Source organism: Variovorax sp. WDL1 (assembly GCF_001541225.1).
Classification (GTDB): Bacteria; Pseudomonadota; Gammaproteobacteria; order Burkholderiales; family Burkholderiaceae_C; genus Variovorax.
This window is the reverse complement of sequence record NZ_LMTS01000236.1, coordinates 47354-64874: the sequence shown is the minus strand read 5'-3', so window position 1 is coordinate 64874 and position 17521 is coordinate 47354. Positions and strand designations below refer to the sequence as shown.

At 68.9% G+C, this 17521-nt stretch carries 14 protein-coding genes; 11 read left to right on the top strand and 3 right to left on the bottom strand.

Going from position 1 to position 17521, the window contains the following annotated elements; all coding sequences use genetic code 11:
• Nucleotide 1: 1 nt before the first annotated feature.
• Together APY03_RS28925 and APY03_RS28920 are read left to right on the top strand one after the other, a co-directional pair.
• Entirely contained in the window at nt 2-1096 is a 1095-nt protein-coding gene (locus APY03_RS28925; protein WP_068682403.1) for an acyltransferase family protein, read from the top strand.
• A 337-nt stretch (nt 1097-1433) separates the two neighbouring features.
• Nucleotides 1434-2516, top strand: coding sequence for a hypothetical protein (locus APY03_RS28920; RefSeq protein ID WP_068682401.1), 1083 nt, complete (start codon nt 1434-1436; stop codon nt 2514-2516).
• 253 nt (nt 2517-2769) lie between these two features.
• Here the strand turns inward: APY03_RS28920 and APY03_RS28915 are convergent, their stop codons facing one another.
• Nucleotides 2770-3876, bottom strand: coding sequence for a glycosyltransferase family 4 protein (locus APY03_RS28915; RefSeq protein WP_068682399.1), 1107 nt, complete (start codon nt 3874-3876; stop codon nt 2770-2772).
• 168 nt (nt 3877-4044) lie between these two features.
• Here APY03_RS28915 and cydD point away from each other — a divergent pair, with 168 nt between their 5' ends.
• The 9 genes from cydD (at nt 4045) to APY03_RS28870 (ending at nt 16344) form a co-directional block, all read left to right on the top strand.
• Nucleotides 4045-5730: a thiol reductant ABC exporter subunit CydD gene (gene cydD / locus APY03_RS28910; protein WP_068682397.1), complete on the top strand. Its 1686-nt coding sequence runs from the start codon at nt 4045-4047 to the stop codon at nt 5728-5730.
• On the top strand, nt 5727-7421 hold the full coding sequence (locus APY03_RS28905) for an amino acid ABC transporter ATP-binding/permease protein (RefSeq protein WP_068682395.1): 1695 nt from the start codon (nt 5727-5729) through the stop codon (nt 7419-7421). The genes cydD and APY03_RS28905 overlap by 4 nt, the downstream gene beginning before the upstream one ends.
• A gap of 30 nt (nt 7422-7451) precedes the next feature.
• Nucleotides 7452-9062, top strand: coding sequence for a cytochrome ubiquinol oxidase subunit I (locus APY03_RS28900; RefSeq protein WP_068682393.1), 1611 nt, complete (start codon nt 7452-7454; stop codon nt 9060-9062).
• A 15-nt stretch (nt 9063-9077) separates the two neighbouring features.
• The gene (gene cydB / locus APY03_RS28895) at nt 9078-10232 is read left to right on the top strand and encodes a cytochrome d ubiquinol oxidase subunit II (protein WP_068682391.1); all 1155 of its coding nucleotides are present in this window, start codon (nt 9078-9080) and stop codon (nt 10230-10232) included.
• Nucleotides 10233-10265: 33 nt separating this feature from the next.
• Nucleotides 10266-10388, top strand: coding sequence for a cytochrome bd-I oxidase subunit CydX (cydX, locus tag APY03_RS28890; RefSeq protein WP_068682389.1), 123 nt, complete (start codon nt 10266-10268; stop codon nt 10386-10388).
• Nucleotides 10389-10506: 118 nt separating this feature from the next.
• On the top strand, nt 10507-12753 hold the full coding sequence (locus APY03_RS28885; protein ID WP_068682387.1) for an ATP-binding protein: 2247 nt from the start codon (nt 10507-10509) through the stop codon (nt 12751-12753).
• The gene (locus APY03_RS28880; protein WP_068682385.1) at nt 12746-13204 is read left to right on the top strand and encodes a response regulator; all 459 of its coding nucleotides are present in this window, start codon (nt 12746-12748) and stop codon (nt 13202-13204) included. Before APY03_RS28885 ends, APY03_RS28880 begins: the two co-directional genes overlap by 8 nt.
• Nucleotides 13194-15722, top strand: coding sequence for a response regulator (locus tag APY03_RS42805; protein WP_068682383.1), 2529 nt, complete (start codon nt 13194-13196; stop codon nt 15720-15722). Before APY03_RS28880 ends, APY03_RS42805 begins: the two co-directional genes overlap by 11 nt.
• Nucleotides 15715-16344 (top strand): biliverdin-producing heme oxygenase, encoded by a 630-nt coding sequence (locus APY03_RS28870; RefSeq protein ID WP_232081297.1) that lies wholly within the window; start codon nt 15715-15717, stop codon nt 16342-16344. The genes APY03_RS42805 and APY03_RS28870 overlap by 8 nt, the downstream gene beginning before the upstream one ends.
• A gap of 6 nt (nt 16345-16350) precedes the next feature.
• Here the strand turns inward: APY03_RS28870 and APY03_RS28865 are convergent, their stop codons facing one another.
• Together APY03_RS28865 and APY03_RS28860 are read right to left on the bottom strand one after the other, a co-directional pair.
• On the bottom strand, nt 16351-16920 hold the full coding sequence (locus tag APY03_RS28865) for a GbsR/MarR family transcriptional regulator (RefSeq protein ID WP_068682381.1): 570 nt from the start codon (nt 16918-16920) through the stop codon (nt 16351-16353).
• Between the two features lie 97 nt (nt 16921-17017).
• Nucleotides 17018-17440 carry a cupin domain-containing protein gene (locus APY03_RS28860; protein ID WP_068682379.1) on the bottom strand — a complete coding sequence of 141 codons (423 nt, stop codon included), beginning with the start codon at nt 17438-17440 and terminating at the stop codon, nt 17018-17020.
• Nucleotides 17441-17521 lie beyond the last annotated feature (81 nt).

Here is a 17521-nt window from a genome sequence, read left to right as displayed (position 1 = left end):
CATGCCACTGCTCGACGTGGCAAAGGGGCTCGCCTGCGCGCTGATCGTCGGCCATCACCTCGCGCGCTACGGCCCGTTGCCGGCCGGTGCCTCCACGCTGGCGCCGGCGCTTTTCGAATGGCTGGCCGACAACGGCCGCCTCGCCGTGCAGGTGTTCCTGGTGCTCGCGGGTTTCCTGGCCGCGGGCAGCCTCGCGCCCGATGGCGTGCTGCGGGTCGACCGCCCCATGCTGCGCGTGTTCCAGCGCTACGGCCGGCTCGCCATGCCCTACCTGGCGGCACTCATCGTCAGCGTGCTTGCCGCCGCGCTGGTGCGGCCCTGGCTCCTCGACGAGGCCGTGCCGGCGGCGCCCGGCCTGGCGCAGCTGGTGGCGCACGGGCTGCTGCTGCAGGACCTGCTGGGCTACGAGGCGCTCTCCACCGGCGTGTGGTACGTGGCGATCGACTTCCAGCTCTTCGTGCTGGCGCTGGCGGCCATCGGCCTCTCGGAACTGCTGCAGCGCCGCTGGTCACTGGGCCCGGAGCGCTCGCGCTGGCTGGCGGTGGCCCTGGTGCTGATGCTCGCCGTGGCCTCGCTCGCGGTGTTCAACCGCAACGCGGCGCTGGACGATACGGCGCTCTATTTCTTCGGCGCCTACGGCCTGGGCATGCTGGTGTTCTGGATCGGCCGCGCCACGCGGCGCAGCACCTGGCGGTTCGCGGTGGCGCTGCTGGTGCTGGTCGGTGCCGCGGCCCTGGCGCTCGACTGGCGCAGCCGCATCGCCACGGCGTTGGTCACGGCGCTGCTGCTGGTGGTGGCGCAGCGCCGCGGGGGCCTGGCGCTGGGCGCATGGCCCCCGTTGCTGCGGCTGGGGCGCATCTCGTATTCGCTGTTCCTGATCCACTTCCCGGTGCTGTTGCTGGTGAGCGCGGTGGTGGCTCGGCTGGCGCCCGTCGGGCCCTGGACCGGTCTGCTCGGCCTCATCGCCGCCTTCGGGCTGTCGATCGCCGCTGCGGCCTTGCTGTACCGCTGGGTCGAATCGCGGCCGGTCACGTGGCCCCGGGTGCTGGCCCTGTTCGCGGCGCTGCTCGCCTGCGGGGCGATCACCTCGGCCTGAAGAGGCGGTGAACGAACCCGTCGGCGGCCGCGGCCTGCCCGACCACTCTCTGGAGCGAGGAGCCACGGTCGTCACTCGCGCTTCGACGTAGCGCCCGCTCGGCGTAAACACGCTGAATCGCTGCTTGCAGTGCACGAGGGTCGTGCCTCCCTGAGCAATCCTTGTGCTGCTCGGAACCTCGCCTTCGTTGCTGTTACCCATTCGTGACGCAGGTTGAAGAAGGCTCAAATGACGAGAGAAGAACTATGCGCGTGTATCGAAGCCGCCGCGGGGCGATTGTCGTTCGTGCGCCAAGTCCATATCGACGACGGCGTGAGATTGGCTTTCGAGCCTCAAGATGGGTGGATGGCTGACGGTAGCTCCTTCCGGCGCCCTGCATCTTGACAACGTCCCGACGAAGTCGGACATACCGGTCAAGGATGTCTTGGAGCTCATGATGATGGAGTCTCCGCACACTGCGATGCGGCTTGCGCTCGATCTCTTTGGGGGGTTCTCGGGAGTAGTCAAACGCAGTGCACACATCGACTGGACCACACCGCGCGCTATCCAGGCGTTGTGCGCAATCCAGGGATATGCCGTTCAGCTCGAAGCAGCGGGCGATCCGACGGCGGCTCTTGCGAAGAAGGTCACCGACAAGTTCCGCAAGCGGCTTACGGCGGCCTGGGCGGGCTTGGATAGTGCGGCGCGTGCCACATCGCTCTCGGCCTTGCTTGCCGAACTGGACGGCCGCGAACTGGCAACTGCCAGAGAGCTCCTGCCTCCACTGGACATGCAGGTCATCGACTTCGACTCCGCCCTGCGCCAATGGATCACCGAGCGGCTCGTGGCCGCGTTCGACGCAGGTTCCGGTGAGGGAGCCCGGGTCGCCATGCGTCGCTGCGGTGTCTTGGGTGTGGCGCTGGCTCCGGGAAACCGGAGGGCCGAGAGCTTCATTGGGGGAATGCTGAGTTCTCTGGTCAACGACCAGTCCAACCGTACCCAGGATGACGACATCCTCCTCGCATTCCTGTCGATGCTTGAGGAAGCGGACTACCAAGTATTCGCGAACCTTGCACTCTCGAATGCGACGGCCGGCCCGGGTGAAATGGCCGGGTCGCTGATCGTGCAGACTCACGCTGGCGGTCAGGTGGATGCCGTACCGGGGCCGCTGGCTGATAGGTTCCGGGCCTTGACGCGGGAGTGGTTGTCAACAAAGTACTCAGTTCCGCTTTCCCAGGATCCCTATGTTCTAGCGTTGAATCAAATAATCCCACCGGCGTCGCAGCCGGTGCTGGGGGCAACCTCCTTCGACTACCTGCAGGCCATGTCGCGAGCGATGTTGCCTGATGCTTCTCCCCAGGGAGCATGGCTCGCGCAGTTGCGTGAAGGCGCCGCGAAGCTGGTCGGCGCTGATCCTCCAGTTGGGAATTTTGTGGAGTGAGTCATACGATCCGCTGTTCATCCCTGCAGGCAGGCAGGCGCGCTCTGAATGGGTGAAGAAAGCCCTCGAGCTTGTGCTGGCTAGCGGACAAATCGGCAGGGTGAGAGCCCTAGGAACTCTTGCTACCAAGCTGTAGCGTCTGAGCATCCGTCCTGGCCCCGCTTGCCCATCTCGCTGCTCGGCGGGGCGATGGGCCGGCAGCTTGAGGCGGCGTCTTGGTCCCTGGAATCCGCGGTGGGCGACGCGAAACCGCTCAATCGCCGACGGCCAGCGCCTGCGCATAGTGCGCGGAAAACTGCCGCGCCACCGAGTCCCAGTCGTAGCGCTTGGCCACGCGCTGCGCGGCCTCCGACATGGCTGCGCAGCGCGCGGCGTCCAGACCGGTGAGTTCGCGGACCGTGGCCAGGTCGCCGGCACTGCGCTCGAAGTCCAGGAAATAGCCGTTGACGCCGCGCTCGACGAAACCATTGATCGGCGCGATGTCGCGGCACAGCACGATCTTGCCGGCCGCCATGGCCTCGAGGATGCCGACGCCGAAGCCCTCGTACTCGCTGCCGGTGACGAACACCGTGCGCTGCTGCAGTTCGTGCATCAGCGCGGCATCCTCGATGTACGGATGCAGTCGGACCGATGCGTCGAGCTTCAGTGCGCTGATCTGGTTCTGCAGCGACTCGCGCAGGTTGTCGAAATCCGGCCCGGCAATCAGCAGATCGATTGCGATGCCTTGGTCGCGGGCCATCGCGACCGTGTGGATCACCGCGTCGATGCGCTTGTTGCGCGACCAGCGGCCCCAGTAGATCCATTTCGCGGGATCGGGCGTACCGGTCAGCCGGCCCTGCTGGAACTTGGCATAGGCAATCCCGTTCTCGCACTTCTCGACGCGGTCCGAGAACTGGCTGAAGTACGCGGTGTCCGATTCGCTGGTCGCCAGGATCTTGCGGTAGTGCCGCAGCAGCGAGCGCATCAGCAGGCGCTCGTGCAGCCACTTGATCGCCCGGTGCCGCGTCGTGTGCCGGAAGCCGCCGTGCGTGCTCAGTACCGCGGGGATGTGCCGGCATTGCAGCAGCACGTTGCCGGTGAGCATCATCAACTGCGGGTCGTGTACGTGCAGCAGGTCATAGCCCGCGGCCAAGCGGCCGAAGTCGCGCGCATAGCCGGCGAGCCGGTTGCCGGCGACCGGCACGCGGTACACCTTCAGGCCGTCCACCTCGTCCACGGAGGGTTCCGCCAGCTTGGCCGAGACATGTGCCACGTCGACCTGCACGCCCGGGCCCGAGGTGCGCATGGCCAGTTCGCGAACCACGGACTCGATGCCTCCCACCTGCGGAAAGTAGGTGGGCGTGATGGAAAGAACTTTCAATTGGGGGCTCCGGCGGGCGGTCACATTGGCGCTGTAGCTTAGCGGGTGCGGGCCGCTGCGCGGAAAAGCGTCCCGCCGGGACTTGGGCGCAACAGAATGCAGGGTGGTGCGATATCCCTTAGACTTCACGAGATTTCAGGAAATACTGAAATTACAAGAAACAAAGGCATGAATTCCCCAGCATCGTCCTCGAGCCTGAAGCGCCTGCCCCCGATGCCGCGCGTGGCCGGATTGGTCCAGGGCGGTGCGGCCTTGCTGTGGCTGCCGCAAGCCGCCTTGCTGGCCTGGGCGGTCGACGGGTTGGCGAGGGGCGAAGGCATGCCGGCGGTGTTGTGGCCTGCGCTCGGCATCGTGCTGCTGGGCCTGATGCGTGCCCTCTGCGAAGCCTGGGGCATGCGCCGCGTGTTCTCCGCCGCGCGGGCCGCACTGTCGGCGCTGCGGACGCAGGCTGCAGCCGCGCTCGCTGCGCATTCGCCACTGGACCGCGCGCGCCCGGCCTCTGGCCTGGCGGCCAGTGCGATCGCGGAGCAGGCCGAGGCGGTGGTGCCCTACCTGGTTCGCTATGCCCCGGCGCGCTGGCGCGCGGCGGTGGTGCCGCTGCTGATCCTGCCGCTGGTGGCGCTCTATTCGTGGGTCGCGGCGGTGATCCTGCTGGTGGCGGCGCCGCTGATCCCGCTCTTCATGGCCATCGTGGGCTGGCAAGCCCGGGCGGCGAGCGAGGCGCACATGGTCGAGGCCGGCGGCATGCACGCCTTCCTGCTCGACCGTCTGCGGGGCCTGGCCAGTCTGCGCGCGCTCGGCGCCATCGACGCCACCGCGCTACGGTTGGGCGAGGCGGCGCAGGGGCTGCGCCGGCGCACGATGGCGGTGCTGCGCATCGCCTTCCTGTCATCCGCAGTGCTGGAGCTGTTTTCCGCCCTGGGCGTCGCGATGGTTGCGGCCTATGTCGGCTTCCACCTGCTCGGCACCTTCGAGTTCGGCACCTGGGGCCGGCGTCTGAGCCTGGGCGAGGGCCTGTTCGTGCTGCTGCTGGCGCCGGCCTTCTTCGAGCCCTTGCGCGAGCTGTCGGCCGTCTGGCACGACCGTGCGGCGGGCGAAGCGGCCCTCGCGGCGCTCGACCGGCTGGAGCATGGCGAGACCGAGCTCCTCGGTGCAAATGTCGGACTGCCGGGCGAGGGGCGCGGCGCGGCCGAAGGTCCGCCGTCGGTGCGGCTGCGCGGGGTGCGCCTCGCCCATGCCGGCGGCGGCACGGTCTTCGAGGGCCGCGACCTGCGCGTCGCCGCGGGCGAGCATGTGGCACTGATGGGCGCCAGCGGCTCGGGCAAGACGGCCCTGCTCAGCCTCATCGCAGGTCTGCTGCCGGCCCGGCAGGGGCAGGTCGTGGTGGGCGGCGTCCTGCTCTCCGACCGGACGGCGACCGCGCTGCGGCGGCGCATGGCCTGGATGGGCCAGAAGCCCCATGTGTTCGCGGGCTCGGTCGAGGCCAACGTCGCGTTGGGCCGCGACGGCGTGCAGCCGGCTCAGGTCGGGGCCGCGATGCGCTTTGCGGCGCTCGACGCGGTGGCGCAGGCCCATCCGCGCGCCAGCCTGGGCGAGGGCGGCCGCGGCCTCTCGGGCGGCGAGGCCGCGCGGCTGGCACTTGCGCGGCTGGCCGTGAATGCGGACGCCGACCTGCTGCTGGTGGACGAGCCCACGGCCCACCTCGACACCGCGACCGCGGCGCATGTCGCCGAGTCTCTGATCGCGCTGGCCCAAGGCAAGACCCTGATCGTCGCCACCCACGACCCGGTGCTGGCCGCGCGGATGGACCGCGTGGTCAGCCTCGATGACGTGCCAGTGCAGGAGGCCGCATGACGAAGCGCTGGCGCGACCTGCTCACGGTGTGGCGCCCGCTGCTGGCCGCCGAGCCGCGCCGGCTGCTGCTCGGCGCGGTGCTGGCCGCGCTCACCGTGCTGATGGGCATGGGGCTGCTCGGCCTCTCGGGCTGGTTCATCACCGCGACCGCGCTGGCCGGCCTGCACGCTGCCACCGCCCTCGTCTTCGACGTGTTCATGCCCTCGGCCGGCATCCGCCTGCTGGCGTTGGGCCGCACCGCGTCACGCTACGGCGAACGGCTGCTGACGCACGACGCGACCTTCGCCGTGCTCGCCGCGCTGCGCGTGCGACTGTTTCGCGGCTGGGCCCGGCCCGACGCGGCGCGCCAGCTCCTCGCGCGGCCGGCGCGGCTCCTGTTCCGGCTGAGCGCCGACATCGATGCGCTGGAGTCCTTCTACCTGCGCCTGCTGGTGCCCGTCGCCGCGGCGCTCGGCGCGGCGCTGCTGGCCGGGCTGGTGCTCGGCGCGATGAGCCCCTGGCTCGGCCTCTTGCTGACGCTGTGGCTGCTCGGCGCCGGCTGGGGCATTGCGCTGGTGCTCGCGCGCCGTGCCGGGCCGGCCGCAGTGCGCCGCGCCCAGGGGATGGAAAGCCTGCGCGCCCGGACGGCGGACCTCGTGGCCGGCCAGACCGAACTGGTCATGGCAGGCCGCATCGACGCACAGCGCGAAGCGCTGGCGGTGGCCGACCGCCACCTGGCAGTGGCCGACCTGGCGCTGAACCGGCTCGAGGCCGGAGCGGGCATGGCCTACACCCTGGCCGGCACGTTGACCCTGGCGGCGGTACTGCTGGCCGCGGGCCTGCTGATGGGCGAGGGCGCGATCGGCGCGCCGGCCGCCGCACTGGCGCTCCTGGTCGCGCTGGCTGCCGTCGAACCTTTCGCATCCCTGCGTCGCGGCGCGCTGGAAGCCGGACGCGCCTGGCTGGCCGCACGGCGGCTGGCCCCGCACATGGCGGCGGGCCCCGAGCCCATGCCCGCCCCGCCCGTGCCCGACGAAGGCCTGGCGCTGCAAGTGCGCGCCTTGACGCTGGTTCATCCCGGCAGCCGCAAGCCTGCGCTGCAGCACGGCACTTTCACCGTGGCCGCGGGGGAGCGCGTGGCGGTCATCGGCCCCAGCGGCGCGGGCAAGTCGACCCTGCTTGCCGCCGCCGCGGGCGAGCTGGCGCCCGCGGACGGCGAGCTGCGCGCCCTCGCCACCTGCCTGCTGACGCAGCGCACCGACCTGTTCCAGGACAGCCTGCGCGACAACCTGCGGCTCGCCGACCGTTCGGCAGACGATGCGCGGCTGTGGTCCGTTCTGCAGGCAGCAGGCCTGGCCGACGAAGTGCGCGCCATGCCCGCGGGCCTCGACAGCATGCTTGGCGAAGGCGGCCTGGGCCTGTCCGGCGGCCAGTCGCGCCGGCTCGCGCTGGCGCGGCTGCTGCTGCGAAACGTACCCTTCTGGCTGATCGACGAGCCCACCGAAGCGTTGGACACTGCCACCGCGCACGACGTGCTGCTCAGGCTGCGGGCCCAGGCCGCCGGCCGCTCGCTGTTGATCGCCACCCACCTGCGGCGCGAAGCCGAGCTGGCGGACCGGCTGCTCGTCCTGCGCGCCGGTCGCATCGTGGCCGACCTGCGGCGCGGCACGACGGCCTTCGAGGCTGCGTTGAGCGCCCTGCGGCCCGACTAGCCAGCACAAGAAAACGAAAGGAAAGCCCCCATGGACCTCGACATCGTCGCACTCTCACGGCTGCAGTTCGCACTGACGGCGCTCTACCACTTCCTCTTCGTGCCGCTGACCCTCGGGCTGGCGGTGATCATCGCCATCATGGAGACGGTCTACGTGATGACCGGACGCGTCATCTGGCGCGACATGACGAAGTTCTGGGGCCTGCTCTTCGGCATCAACTTCGCGATGGGCGTGGCCACCGGCATCGTCATGGAATTCCAGTTCGGCATGAACTGGAGCTACTACAGCCATTACGTCGGCGACGTCTTCGGCGCGCCGCTGGCCATCGAGGGACTGATGGCCTTCTTCCTCGAGGCCACCTTCGTCGGCCTGTTCTTCTTCGGCTGGGACAAGCTCTCCAAGGTGGGACACCTGGTGACCACCTGGGCCGTGGCCATCGGTTCCAACTTCTCCGCGCTGTGGATCCTGATCGCCAACGGCTGGATGCAGAACCCCGTGGGCGCCGCCTTCAACCCGCAGACCATGCGCATGGAGGTGACCGACTTCGCCGCGGTGCTGACCAACCCGGTCGCGCAGGCCAAGTTCGTGCACACGGTGTCGGCCGGCTACACGGTCGCCGCCATCTTCGTGCTCGGCGTGTCGGCCTGGTACGTGCTGCGCGGGCGGCACCTGCAGCTGGCCAAGCGCTCGATGACGGTGGCCGCCTCGTTCGGCCTCGCCGCTTCGCTGTCGGTCGTGGTGCTGGGCGACGAGAGCGGCTACCTTTCGACCGAGCACCAGAAGATGAAGCTGGCCGCCGTCGAGGCGATGTGGAAGACCGAGCCGGCGCCGGCTGCCTTCACCGCCTTCGGCTTCCCCGACCAGGAATCGCGGGAGACGCACTACGCCATCCACATTCCGGCCGTGATGGGGCTGATCGGCACCCGCTCGCTGACGACCGAGATCCCCGGCATCGACGACCTGGTGCACCGCGCCGAGCTCAACATCCGCGTCGGCATCTCGGCCTACGACGCGCTGCAGAAGATCCGCGCGGCCGGCAGCGATGCCGCCGTGCCCGAATCCGCGCGCAAGATCTTCGAGGACAACGGCCATGCACTGGGCTATGCGCTGCTGCTCAAGCGCTACGTGGACGACCCGCGGCAGGCCACGCCCGAGCAGATCGCCCAGGCCGCGCGCGACACCGTCCCGCCCGTGGCGCCGCTCTACTGGTCCTTCCGCATCATGGTCGGACTGGGCGTGTTCTTCATCCTGCTGACGGCGACCTTCTTCGTGCTGTCGGCACGGCGCAGGCTCGACGCGTACCCATGGCTGCTCAAGGTCGCGGTGTTCTCGATCCCGCTGCCCTGGCTCGCAGCCGAGTGCGGCTGGATCGTGGCCGAGCTCGGCCGCCAACCCTGGGTGATCGAAGGCGTGCTGCCCACTGCCGTGGCGGTGTCGAACCTGGGCGTCGGCACGGTGCTGCTCACCATCGCCGGCTTCACGCTGATCTACACCGTGCTCTTCGTGATCGAGATGAAGCTGATGCTCAAGTCGATCCGCAAGGGCCCCGAGGAACATCATCCGGTTCCGCCGCCGGCCGCCCACCGCGCCGAGCCTGACCTGGCCCTGCCGCCAGGCACGCCGCTGGCCGCCGCCGACTGAACGAAGGAGCACATCATGATCCTGCACGAACTCATCTCCTACGAAACCCTGCGCCTGGTCTGGTGGCTGCTGCTCGGCGTCCTGCTGATCGGCTTCGCCGTGACCGACGGCTTCGACCTGGGCACCAACATGCTGCTGCCCTTCGCCGGGCGCAACGATCTCGAGCGCCGGGTGATCATCAACAGCGTCGGCCCGGTGTGGGAGGGCAACCAGGTCTGGCTCATCCTCGGCGGCGGCGCGATCTTCGCGGCCTGGCCGCAGCTCTACGCCGTGTCCTTCTCGGGCTTCTACCTGGCGATGTTCGCCATACTGGTGCCCCTGATCCTGCGGCCGGTGGCCATCAAGTTCCGCAGCAAGCAGGAGGATGCGGGCTGGCGCGCACGCTGGGACTGGACGCTCTTCGTCACGGGCCTGGTCCCGTCGCTGATCTTCGGCGTGGCCATGGGCAACGTGCTGCAGGGTGTGCCGTTCCGGCTCGAGCCCGACATGCGGATCTTCTACGAGGGTTCCTTCTTCGGGCTGCTCAATCCTTTCGCCCTGCTGTGCGGCCTGGTCTCCGTGGCCATGCTGCTGATGCACGGCAGCGCCTGGCTGCAGTTGAAGGCGCAAGGGCCGGTGGCCGAGCGCGCACGCCGCTTCGGCAGCGTGGCGGCGCTGCTCACGCTGGTGCTCTACGCGCTGGCGGGCGTGGTGCTGTGGTTCTGGATCGACGGCTACCGCGTGACCAGCGCGCTGCCCACCGGCGGGCCGTCGAACCCGCTGCTCAAGACCGTGGCCCACCAACCCGGCGCCTGGTTTGCGAACTACGCGGCCCGTCCGTGGCTGTGGATCGCGCCGGCCCTCGGGCTGGCGGGCACGCTGCTGGCCTTCCTGGGGATGCGCATGCAGCGCGAAGTGCTGGCGCTGCTGGCCAGCGCGCTCGGCATCGTGGGCATCATCCTCAGCGTGGGTGCCTCGATGTACCCCTTCATCCTGCCTTCGTCGCTCGACCCGCGCGCCAGCCTCACGGTGTGGGATTCCTCCTCGAGCCACCTGACGCTGTTCATCATGCTGGTGGTCACCGCGGTCTTCATCCCGATCATCGTGGCCTACACCAGCTGGGTCTACAAGGTCCTGTGGGGCAAGGTCGATGCCGACGCCATCCGCGACGAGCGCGGCCACGCCTACTGATCGTTCAATCCATAGCAATCAAAGGAACAGAACATGTGGTACTTCGCCTGGCTGCTGGGACTCCCCCTCGCCGCGACCTTCGCGGTGCTGAATGCGATGTGGTACGAGCTGATGGACGACGAGGCGATCCGGCGGGACAAGCTCGGAAAGCCTTGAGGCATGCGCCGTGGCAGGCGCTGGCGGGCGCCTCCCGGGAATTTGACTTGCAAGGCCCGTAGGCGAACGCTCACGCGGGCTGCCTTGCCGCGCTGGCAGAATCCGCCGCTGACTGAAGATGCCGAACGACTCCAGCCAGCCTGTCACCCACCTCTCCAACCGGAGCGCGCCAGAGGCCGACCTCACCGCATGCGATCGCGAGCCGATCCGCGTGCCGGGCGCAATCCAGCCGCATGGCCGAATGCTCGTGCTGGACGCGCGAACACTGCGCATTGCTGCGTTCAGCGCGAACTGGGAAGCCGGAAGCACCGAGCAAGCAGCGGCCTTCGTGCGTGAGCGACAGGCGCAGGACCTTCCGGTCGGAGCTCCCGCACAATCGCTCGGCGTCGTGCGCCTGGGCGCGCTCATGTTCGACGCCTCCGCCCACCGCACCGCGGACCATGTGATCGCGGAGTTCGAGCCCGCAATGCCCTCCGAGGGCAACGAGGCCCCCATCTATTCCCTGATGCGCGTGTTCCTGCCCAAGCTGCAGCGGGCCGGCTCCCTCGACGAACTCAGCCGGATCGCCGTTGCAGAGATGAAGCGCCTCACCGGCTTCGGCCGCTGCCTCCTCTACCGCTTCGACGCGGAAGGCCACGGCGAGGTGCTCGCCCAGGTCCTCGATCCGGGCTACGACAGCTATGCAGGTCACCACTTTCCCGCTTCCGACATTCCGCGGCAGGCGCGCGAGCTCTATCTGCTGAGCCGCTTCCGCCTGATTGCCGACGCCAATTACCGGCCCGTGCCCCTGCAGACCACCGACGCCTCGCTCGCGGCGCACGAGATCGATCTGTCGCAGTCGCAGCTGCGAAGCGTCTCGCCGGTGCATCTGGAATACATGCGCAACATGGGCACGCTGGCCTCCGCCTCCGTGTCGATCGTGGTCGAAGGGCGGCTGTGGGGCCTGATCTCCTGCCATGACCATGCACCGAGGCCGCTGAGCATCCCGACGCGAAGGGCCTGCGAGCACCTCGGACAGCTGCTCGCTTTGCAGATCGAGTCGAACAGTGCGAACGCCTCGGTCGCCGAGCGGCTGGAGTTGCGCAAGCTCACGCTGGAGATCGTCGCGCAGCTCGCGGAGAGCGACGCCACCCTGCAACGACTGGCGGGAGAGGCGTCGCTCATGCTGGGCGTGGTGCGTGCCGCAGGCGCGGCCGTCGTGCTGAACGGACAGGTCTGGCAGGTCGGCGACACCCCGGAGGAGGCGCAGATCCTCGAGCTGTCGCAGTGGATCGCCGGCATGGGGGTCGAGGTCTATCACAGCGATGCCCTGGGCGCGCACTTCGCGGCTGCGCAGGCGTATACGGCCAGGGGAGCGGGCGTGCTGGCGATCTCTATTTCCCAGGTGCACCGGCACCTCATCCTCTGGTTCAGGCCGGAGATCGTGCAGACCGTGACCTGGGCGGGCCAGCCGAGCAAGGCTGCCACGGCCTCATCGGACGGGCGAATCCATCCGCGCTTGAGCTTCGCGAGCTGGGTGGAACATATCCGGGGCCGTTCGGCGCCGTGGTCCGACGCGGAACTCGGCGCGGCTGCCGAACTGCGGCAGGCGCTGATCGGGATCGTGCTGCGGCGCGCCGAGGAGATGGCCGCGGTCGCCACCGAGCTGGGCAGGGTGAACAAGGAGCTCGAGGCTTTCTCATATACGGTGTCGCACGACCTGCGTGCCCCGATGCGCCACATCGCCGGCTACGTCGACCTCGTCGTGAGCCAGGAGAAGCTGTCGGACCGCTCGCTGCGCTACCTTTCCCACGTCCGCGAAGCGTCCACCTTTGCCGGGCAGCTGGTCGACTCCCTCCTGGACTTCTCCCGCATGGGCCGGGCGTCGATCAAGCGGCGCGCGGTCGACACCTCGATGCTGGTTTCGGACCTCGTGCGCGAGCTGTCGCGTGGCGAGAACGGGCCGCTGGAGTGGGTCGTCGATCCCGAACTGCCGCGGCTGCATGCGGATGCGCTGCTGCTGCAGGTCGCCGTACGCAACCTGCTGTCGAACGCCATCAAGTATTCGCGCGGCCGCGATCCGGCCCACATCGTGGTGCGCGGCGTGCGCACGGCAAGCGGCGACGGACTGGAGGTGGAGGACAACGGCGTCGGCTTCCAGATGAAGTACGCCGACAAGCTCTTCGGTGTTTTCCAGCGGCTCCACGCCGCCGAGGAGTTCGAGGGTACGGGTATCGGGCTGGCCAATGTGAAGCGCATTGTCGAGCGCCATGGCGGGGAGGTCTGGGCCCGGGCCGAGGTCGACAGGGGCGCGACCTTCGGCTTCCTGCTGCCGCGCGCCGGCGATGTTGTGCCCGATGAACGTGGAGAGGAGAAAAATGCTTAAGCCGATCCTGCTTGTCGAAGACGACAAGCGCGACCTGGAACTCACGCTGATCGCGCTGGAGCGCAGCCAGCTCGCCAACGACGTCGTGATCCTGCGCGATGGCGCGCAGGCGCTCGACTATCTGCGGCGCGAGGGCGACTATGCCGGCCGCGACGCCGGCAACCCGGCCGTCATCCTGCTGGACCTCAAGCTGCCCAAGGTCACCGGCCTGGAGGTGCTGAAGGAGGTGAGGGCGGACTCGGCGCTGCGCAGCATCCCGATCGTGATGCTGACCTCCTCGCAGGAGGAGTCGGACGTCGTCAAGAGCTACGAGCTGGGCGTCAACGCCTACGTGGTCAAGCCCGTGCTGTTCGAGCAGTTCGTGTCGGCGATTGCCGACCTGGGCGTGTTCTGGGCCGTCCTCAACGAGCCGCCGCCAGGCTCGCTCAAGGCCCGGCGCCATGATTCATGAACCCGGCGATCCCGCGTCGGCCGCGTGCCTGCGGATCCTGATCCTCGAGGATTCGCGGTTCGATGCCGAGCTGCTGATCGAAGCCGTACGCCTGGCGCAGCCCCAGGTGCAGACGACGGTGGTCAACACCGAGGCCCAGTTTCTCGACGCGCTGCGCCGGGGGCCGCCCACCCTCATCCTGTCCGACTTCCAGCTGCCCGGCTTCAGCGGCGCGCAGGCCCTCGACATCGCGAAGAACGCCGCGCCGGGCGTGCCCTTCATCTTCGTCTCGGGGGTGATCGGGGAGGACAACGCGGTCGAGCTGCTGAAGCGGGGCGCAACCGACTACGTGAGCAAGGGCCGCCTGGCACGCCTGCCGGTGGTGCTGGAGCGGGCCCTGGGCGAGGCCGCCGATCGGCGCGCCCGGGAGACTGCCCAGGACAAGCTGCGCGAAGCGAATGCCGCCTTCCAGCGGGCGGAGGCGCGGCGCGTCGCGCTGATCGAGCTGGGCGACCGCATCCGCGACCTGGATGAGCCAAGCGCGATCGCCTACGTCGCCTCCGAGATGCTCGGGCGCATGCTGAACGTCGACCGCGCGGGCTACGGGGTGGTCAACAAGGCGGCGGAGACCATCACCATCGAGCGCGACTGGTGCGCGCCCGGCGTTGCCAGCCTGGCCGGAAAGCTGAACTTCAGGGACTACGGCTCCTACATCGAGGACCTGCGCCGCGGCGTGACGGTGGCTTTCGCGGATGCCCGGCAGGACCCGCGCACCCGCGCCAATGCAAGCGCGCTGGAGGCCATCTGCGCGCGTGCGGTCGTCAATATGCCGCTCACCGAGCGCGAGGGCCTGGTGGGCCTGCTCTATCTGAACCACGGGGACGTGCGCGAATGGTCCGACGATGAGCTCGCCTACGTGCGCGAGGTCGGCGAGCGGGTGCGCACCGCCGTCGCCCGGCGCGAGGCGCAGATCGAGCTGCAGGCCTTCGCCGCCTCGCTGGAGCGCCAGGTGGAGGAGCGCACGCGCGAGCGCGACCGGATCTGGGCGCTGAGCGAAGACCTCCTGGGCGTTGCGAACCCGGACGGCTATTTCGAGAGTGTCAACCCGGCCTGGGAGTCGGTGCTCGGATGGACGCGCGACGAGGTGCGCGCCATGCCGCTTCGTCGGATGCTGCATCCCGATGACCTGGCCGCCGCAGAGGTGCAGCTCGAACGCCTCGCGCGCGGCGAGCGCACCCGCGGCTTCGAAAGCCGCTGCCGCACGCGTGGCGGGGATTACCGCTGGCTCTCCTGGACCATCGTGCCCGACGAGGGCCTGTACTACACGGTGGCGCGCGACATCACCGAGCAGAAGGAGCGCGCCTCCGAGCTCGAATCGGCCCGCGAACAGCTGCGGCAGAGCCAGAAGCTCGAAGCCGTGGGCCAGCTCACCGGAGGCCTCGCGCACGATTTCAACAACCTGCTGGCTGCCATCTCCGGCAGCCTCGAGCTGATGCGGCGGCGGGGCTTCGAGGGCCGCACTGCCGAGATGGACCGCTACCTCGACGTGGCGCAGGGCGCCGTCAAGCGGGCGGCGGCGTTGACGCATCGGCTGCTGGCCTTCTCGCGCCGGCAGACGCTCGAACCGAAGCCGATCAATGCCAACCGCCTGGTAGCCGGCATGGAAGAGCTGATCCGCCGCACGATGGGGCCGCAGATCTCGCTGGACGTGGTGACCGGGGTCGACGTCTGGAACGTGCACGCCGACCCGGGCCAGCTGGAGAGTGCGCTGCTCAACCTGTGCATCAACGCACGCGATGCGATGCCCGAAGGCGGCCAGCTCACCATCGAGACCGCCAACCGCTGGATCGATGCGCGCACGGCCGCCGGGCGCGACCTCGCGCCCGGGCAGTACGTGTCGCTGAGCGTCAGCGACAGCGGCGTCGGCATGGCGCCCGACGTGGTGGCCCGCGCGTTCGACCCCTTCTTCACGACCAAGCCCATCGGCATGGGTACAGGCTTGGGCCTGTCGATGGTCTACGGCTTCGCCAAGCAATCGGGGGGGCAGGTGCGGATCTATTCGGAGGTCGGCACGGGGACGAGGGTCAGCATCTATCTGCCGCGCGACATGCGCGACGCGGAGCCCGAGGAGCGCAACACGCTGCCGGCGACGAGCCCGCGCGCGCATCGAGGTGACACCGTTCTCGTGGTCGACGACGAGGCGGCCTTGCGCATGCTGATCGTCGATGTCATGAAGGGCCTGGGATACACCACGCTGGAAGCCGGCGATGGCGCCGAGGCCCTTCGCGTGCTCCAGTCCGGCGAGCGGGTCGACCTGCTGGTGAGCGACGTGGGATTGCCCGGCGGCATCAACGGGCGCCAGCTCGCCGATGCCGCCCGCACCGCCCGGCCAGGGTTGAAGGTGCTTTTCATCACGGGCTACGCGGAAAATGCCGTCCTGAGCCACGGCCACCTGGACCCTGGCATGCACGTGATGAGCAAGCCCTTCGAGCTGGAGATGCTGGCGCGGCGAGTCAAGGAACTGATCGCCAGTGCCTGAAGAAAGCCAATCGTCCCTCGCGCTGCCCCTGCGTGCCGACGTGCTGCAGGCACTGCGCGCCGCCACCGCTCCCCTCCACGAGCGGCTCGACACAGGCCTGCCCATCGCGCGCGCGGATGCCTCGCTGCACGACTACGTAGCGCACCTGCTCGTGCTCCGGCCATGGCTGCTGGCAATCCGGCAAGCGCTGGCGGACGCCGGGAGCGTCGCCCTGCATGCGGCTGCGAGGCATGTCGACGCCAAGCTGGCCGATCTATCGAGCGATCTCGCCGATGCCGGCCATCTGGTGACCGTCCCCGAGCCCGAGCCCGAGCCCGCGCACGCTGCCGCCTTTCGCCCAGCGCAGGCCGCGGGAGGGCCAGCCTTTGCCTGGGGGCTGGCCTACGTGGTGGAAGGTTCGCAACTCGGTGGCGTCGTGCTGCACCGGCGGCTGCGCGACCGCCTCGCGCCGCACCCGTTGCGCTACCTGGCAGGCGCCGGCCACGAGGCGGGGGTGGCGGCGCGCTGGCGCGACTTCATCCTGCAACTGCGCGAGAGTGTCGCGGACCCGGCATCCCTCCGGCAGGCCGAGCGCGGCGCCACGGCGGCCTTCGAAGACCTGCTGCTGCGCTTTTGCCTGTGAGTACGCTCAGCCGGGCTTCTTGCCCTTGCTGCCGGTGATCCGATCCTTGAGTCCCAGCACTTTTGTCACCGTCGCCCCCATGCCCATCAACTGCATTGCGGTTTCGGGCGCCAGGCGCTGCACGTCGTCGAACCACTTCATCAGCCGGTCGATCAGGTCGTGCATCTCGCGCATGCGCTGCTGGGCATGGCGCTCCTGGTCGCTGCCGGGCTTCTCCAGCAGTGCCATGCGCAGCATCGACAGCGTGGGCTCGATCTCGCGGCGGCGGCGCTCCTCGGCCAGCACGCGGAAGATCTCCCAGACATCCGACGGCGCCTCGAAGTATTCGCGCCGGTCGCCGGGCTGGTGGCGCAGCCGCACCAGGCGCCAGGACTGCAGTTCCTTGAGGCCCATGCTCACGTTGGACCGCGAGAAAGCCAGCGCCTCCGCGATTTCGTCTGCATTGAGCGCACGTTCCGAGATGAAGAGCAGGGCGTAGATCTGGCCGACGGTGCGGTTGATGCCCCACTTGCTGCCCATCTCCCCGAAGTGGGCGATGAACTGGCGGCTGAGCGGGGGCAGGGCGTCGGTGGGCATCGGCCGATTTTCCGGCCGAATTGCTGTAGCTTCAAGAAAGACTGAAAATTCTGCACCCCGCAGAAGGGGGCGCATGCCAGCAGGATGCTGCGGCCCTCTAAGCCCAGGGCGTCGGCGCCGGCACCTCGCACACCGGGTCGACGTCGACGCTCTTGAAGTCGGCCGGCGACACGATCTCGAGGTACTCCATGTCCGGCGAATAGTCGAACAGGTAATGACGAATGCCCGGGCGCTGGTGCACCACGTCGCCGGCTTCCACCAGCGTCACCTTGTCCTCGTACATGAAGCGCGCCCAGCCCTTGACCATGATCACGATCTGGAAGTCCGCCTCGTGGCGGTGCCAGCCTGTGCCCGCTTCCGGTGCCATGTTGGCCTTGACCAGGTGCGCGATGACCTTGCCGTTCGTGGCCTCGGCGATGCCGAGGTCCCGGTACAGGAAGAAGTCGCGCAAGCCGCCCGGGACATAGTCGGTGTCGCCGAGCTTGACGTGGGAGAACTTCGTGTCGGTGCGGTCCAGCATGAAAGCTCCTTGCAGGGTGGGGTTACGCCGCGCTGCAACATGCATAAAGCATTCCCGCGCGGTGCTTGACAAGGCGCCGCC